General features: G+C 74.1%; 5 protein-coding genes. 4 read left to right on the top strand and 1 reads right to left on the bottom strand.

Annotated elements, in window-relative coordinates:
* Positions 1–329: helix-turn-helix transcriptional regulator (locus tag JNW89_RS29450; RefSeq protein ID WP_238451574.1), on the top strand; the 329-nt coding region annotated here is incomplete at its 5' end.
* Between the two features lie 226 nt (positions 330–555).
* Here JNW89_RS29450 and JNW89_RS29445 read toward each other — a convergent pair.
* On the bottom strand, positions 556–828 hold the full coding sequence (locus JNW89_RS29445) for an acyl carrier protein (RefSeq protein WP_154938605.1): 273 nt from the start codon (positions 826–828) through the stop codon (positions 556–558).
* Positions 829–932: 104 nt separating this feature from the next.
* Between JNW89_RS29445 and JNW89_RS37880 the strand changes: the two genes are divergently transcribed.
* The 3 genes from JNW89_RS37880 to JNW89_RS29435 all read left to right on the top strand — a co-directional run.
* Entirely contained in the window at positions 933–1,490 is a 558-nt protein-coding gene (locus JNW89_RS37880) for an AMP-binding protein (protein WP_306344927.1), read from the top strand.
* Complete coding sequence (locus JNW89_RS29440) at positions 1,430–2,470, top strand: AMP-binding protein (protein ID WP_309140039.1); 1,041 nt, start codon at positions 1,430–1,432, stop codon at positions 2,468–2,470. The genes JNW89_RS37880 and JNW89_RS29440 overlap by 61 nt, the downstream gene beginning before the upstream one ends.
* Positions 2,471–2,546: 76 nt before the next feature.
* Positions 2,547–4,227, top strand: a 1,681-nt coding sequence (locus JNW89_RS29435) for a type I polyketide synthase (RefSeq protein ID WP_238451573.1), incomplete at its 3' end; no start/stop codon positions are given.

Here is a 4,227-nt window from a genome sequence, read left to right as displayed (position 1 = left end):
GCGCGGACGACCGGTCGAGCCGCCCGCGTTGGTGGGCCGCTGGCACGACCGGGAGAAGGAGGGCCGGCACGTGCTCAGGCGAGGCCGAGCGGCGGGTGGCGAAGCTGGCCGCGTTGGGGCACACCAACCGGGAGATCAGCCAGACGTTGTACATCACCGTCAGCACCGTCGAGCAGCACCTGACGCGGGTCTACCGCAAGCTCGGCATCACCCGGCGCACCGACCTGCCGGCCGAGCACGAGCTGCGCAAGCGCCTCTCGGAGTCCCGTGGCGAGGGGGCCACCGGGCTGCTCCACGCCGGGCAGGACTGGGAGGAACTGGCGGGCTGAGGGGACCGCGCCCGTCTGGAGCAACCGGGACCGTGCTCCGGGCGGGCGCTCCGCTGTCCGGGCACACCACGCTCCCGACCGGAGCGGTCGGGACGCCGTCGTATGTCCAAAGGTCCGCGGAAACCGTCGACCGACAGGCCGGCCGGCGGCCGCGCACGTCAGGGGGCGCTAGGGGTTTCCGCGGGTACGGGCCTGCACCAGCATTGCCTCACACGGGCGGCACGGGTCAGTGGCCGACCCGGGCCTCGGTCACCTGGCCCGTGACGCCCAACGCGGTGAGGCTCGCCCAGATCGTGCCCGGGGTGGCGAAGTTCTCCAGGCTCAGCAGGTCGTCGACGAACCGCACCCGGTACGTCGACTCCAGGTCGGAGATCAGCTCCACCGTGGCCATCGAGTCCAGGCCGAAGTCGCGCAGCGGGGTGTCCTCGGTGAGGGTGTCGGTCGGCGACAGGAAGGCCAGGTAACCCCGCAGGATCCCCTCGAACCGTTCGTCCAGCATGGGTCACTCCGAATCTGTCGGAACCGGTGTCGGCGGTGACCTCGATACAAGTACCTGCCCGTGCGGCCGACAACCCCTGTCGCCCCTTACTGTTGGAGCACCGGATGGTAGACGTGGACGGTCCCGCCCTGTCGGCGCGTTTCCTTCGCGGCCTGGCGGCCAACCCCACCGGCACGGCCCTGCGGGTCGGATCCCGCGCCGTGAGCTACGCGGAACTGCACGAGCTGGCGCTGGCCCGGGCCGGTGCCCTGCGCGCCGCCGGGGACCAGCCGCCGGAGGCGGTCGCGGTGCTCACCGGCAAGAGCGTCGAGGCGTACGCGGGAATCCTGGCCGTGCTGTACGCCGGCGCCACGGTCGTACCGTTGCACGCCGGCTTCCCGGTGGCGCGGACCCGGCGGATGCTGGAGGTCTCCGGCGCGACCGCCGTGGTGGCCGACGAGGCCGGCCTGGCCACCCTCGGCGAGCTGGCCGGCGCCGGGCTGGAGCTGCCGGTGCTCGCGCCCGGCCTGGACGCGACGCGGTGCCCGGCGCGGCGCGGATCCCGCTGGGCGACCGGCCCCTCGACGCGCCGCTGCCGGTCACCGCATCGCAGGTGGCCTACGTGCTGTTCACCTCCGGCTCCACCGGCCGGCCCAAGGGCGTGCCGATCACCTACGGCATGACCGACCACTACTTCCGGCTGGTGGACCGGCACTACGACTTCGACACCACGGACGTCTTCTCGCAGACCTTCGACCTGAACTTCGACTGCGCGGCGTTCGACATGTTCTGCGCCTGGGAAGCCGGGGCGGCCGTGCAGCCGGTGCCCGCGCAGGCCTATCGGGACCTGCCCGGCTTCCTCGCCGAGCGCGCGGTGACCGTCTGGTTCTCCGCGCCGAGCGCGATCACCCTGATCCGCCGGCTGGGTGGCCTGCGCCCCGGCGGCATGCCGGGGCTGCGCTGGAGCCTGTTCGCGGGAGAGGCGCTGCGCGCGGCGGACGTGGCCGACTGGCACGCTGCCGCCCACCGGTCCACGGTGGCCAACATCTACGGCCCCACCGAGCTGACCCTCACCATCACCGGCCACCGCTGGTCGCCGGAGACCTCGCCGGGGCTCTGCGTCAACGGGCTGGTGCCGATCGGGCGCCTGCACGAGGGGCACGACGCCCTGCTGCGCACCCCCGACGGGGAACTGTCCGACCACGAGGGTGAACTCTGCGTCACCGGCCCGCAGATGACCCCCGGCTACCTCGACCCGGCCGACGACGAGGGGCGGTTCCTCGACCACGACGGGCGCCGCTGGTACCGCACCGGCGACCGGGTGCGCCGGCTGGCCAACGGGGAACTCATCTACCTCGGCCGGTGGGACGCCCAGGTGCAGGTCAACGGCTGGCGGATCGAGCTGGCCGAGATCGAGCACGCGCTCGCCGGCTGCCCCGGCGTACGGGACGCGGTGGCGGTCACCCGGACCGTCGACGGGCTGGTGGAGATCGTCGTCTACTACACCGGCGAGCCGGTGCCCGCCGCCCAGCTCGCCAAGCAGCTCGCCGAGATCCTGCCGAAGGGGATGCTGCCCCGCCGGTACACCCACCTCGACGAGTTCCCGCTGAACTCCAACCGGAAGATCGACCGCGGCCAGCTGGCCCGGGCGGCCGCAAGCTGATCGGCCGGCCCCGATCGGCACCGGTAGGGGCTGGTAGGGGATTCGGAAAGCAGCGCCCCGCCGTAATTCTGGTCGGGTGGCAGAAGAGGGTACGGAGAACCGGGGAATCCCCGCGTCGGTCGCCCGTCTGGCGGGCCTGCCGGGACCGGAGCAGACGCGCGTCCTTGTCGACCTGGTCCGCGCGCAGGCGTCGGCCGTGCTGCGGGAGATCGGCGCCGACGACGCGCCGGACACCGTCGACGCCGGCCGGCCGCTGCGCGAACAGGGCCTGGACTCGCTCGGACTGGTGCAGCTGCAACGGCAGCTCACCGCCGCCACCGGCCTGACCCTGCCACCCACCGTCGGCTTCGACCACCCGACCGCGGTCGCCCTCGCCGACCACCTGCGCACCCTGCTGCTGGGCGAGGGTGCGGACCCCGCCGAGTCGGCCCCGACCGGCCCGCCGGCCGAGGAGGAGCCGATCGCCGTGGTCGGCATCGGCTGCCGCTACCCGGGCGGGGTGGACTCCCCGGACCGGCTGTGGGCCCTGGTCGCCGACGAAGGCACCGTGGTCACCGGCTTCCCCACCGACCGGGGCTGGGACCTCGACCGGCTCTACCACCCCGACCCGGACCACCCCGGCACCACGTACGTGCGGCACGGCGGCTTCCTCGACGACGCCGCCGGCTTCGACGCCGAGTTCTTCGGCATCAGCCCCCGCGAGGCCAGCGCCATGGAGCCGCAGCAACGGCTGGTGCTGGAGACCGCCTGGGAGGCCCTGGAACGGGCCGGCATCGACCCGCAGTCGCTGCGCAGCAGCCGCTCCGGCGTCTTCATCGGCGCCGACCCGCAGGACTACGGCATGCGGCTGCACGAGGCCCCGGACGGCCTCGACGGCTACCTGATGACCGGCAACTCGCCCAGCGTCGTGTCCGGCCGGCTGGCGTACGTGCTGGGCACGGAGGGGCCCACGCTGACCGTCGACACCGCCTGCTCGGGCTCGCTGGTCGCGTTGCACCTGGCCGTCCGCTCGCTGCAACGCGGCGAGTGCACCCTGGCGCTGACCGGCGCGGCGTCGGTCCTGGTCAACCCCGGCGCGTTCACCTCGTTCAGCCGCCAGCGCGGGCTCTCCCCGGACGGCGTCTGCCGCCCCTTCGCCGCCGCCGCCGACGGCACCGCCTGGGCCGAGGGCGTCGGCATCTTCGTCCTCGAACGACTCTCCGACGCTCGCCGCCACGGCCACCCCGTGCTTGGCGTCATCCGCGGCACCGCGATCAACTCCGACGGCGCCAGCAACGGCCTGACCGCCCCGAACGGCCGAGCCCAGCAGCGGGTCATCCGGCAGGCGCTGGCCGACGCCGGGCTCACCCCCGCCGAGGTGGACACGGTGGAGGCGCACGGCACCGCCACCACCCTCGGCGACCCGATCGAGGCGCAGGCCCTGATCGCCACGTACGGGCGGGCGCACCGGGCCGACGCCCCGCTCTGGCTCGGCTCGATCAAGTCCAACCTCGGCCACGCCCAGGCCGCCGCCGGGGCCGCCGGGCTGATCAAGGTGCTGATGGCGATGCGGCACGGCACCCTGCCCCGCACCCTCGGCGTGGACGCACCGACCCCGCACGTCGACTGGTCCGCCGGCACCGTGCGACTGCTCACCGAGGCCCGGCCGTGGCCCGCCGACGGCGCTCCGCGCCGCGCCGGCATCTCCTCCTTCGGGGTCAGCGGCACCAACGCGCACGTCATCGTCGAGGAGCCGCCGCCGGCCGAGCCGGCACCGG

The sequence above is a fragment of the Micromonospora sp. 4G55 genome, assembly GCF_016803375.1.
This window is presented reverse-complemented; position numbering and strand designations above follow the sequence as displayed.

What these genes read in the sequence shown, in the direction of transcription:
- JNW89_RS29445 (WP_154938605.1), bottom strand. Translation starts at nt 828, where the DNA reads ATGCTGGACGAACGGTTCGAGGGGATCCTGCGGGGTTACCTGGCCTTC.
- JNW89_RS37880 (WP_306344927.1), top strand. Translation starts at nt 933, where the DNA reads ATGGTAGACGTGGACGGTCCCGCCCTGTCGGCGCGTTTCCTTCGCGGC.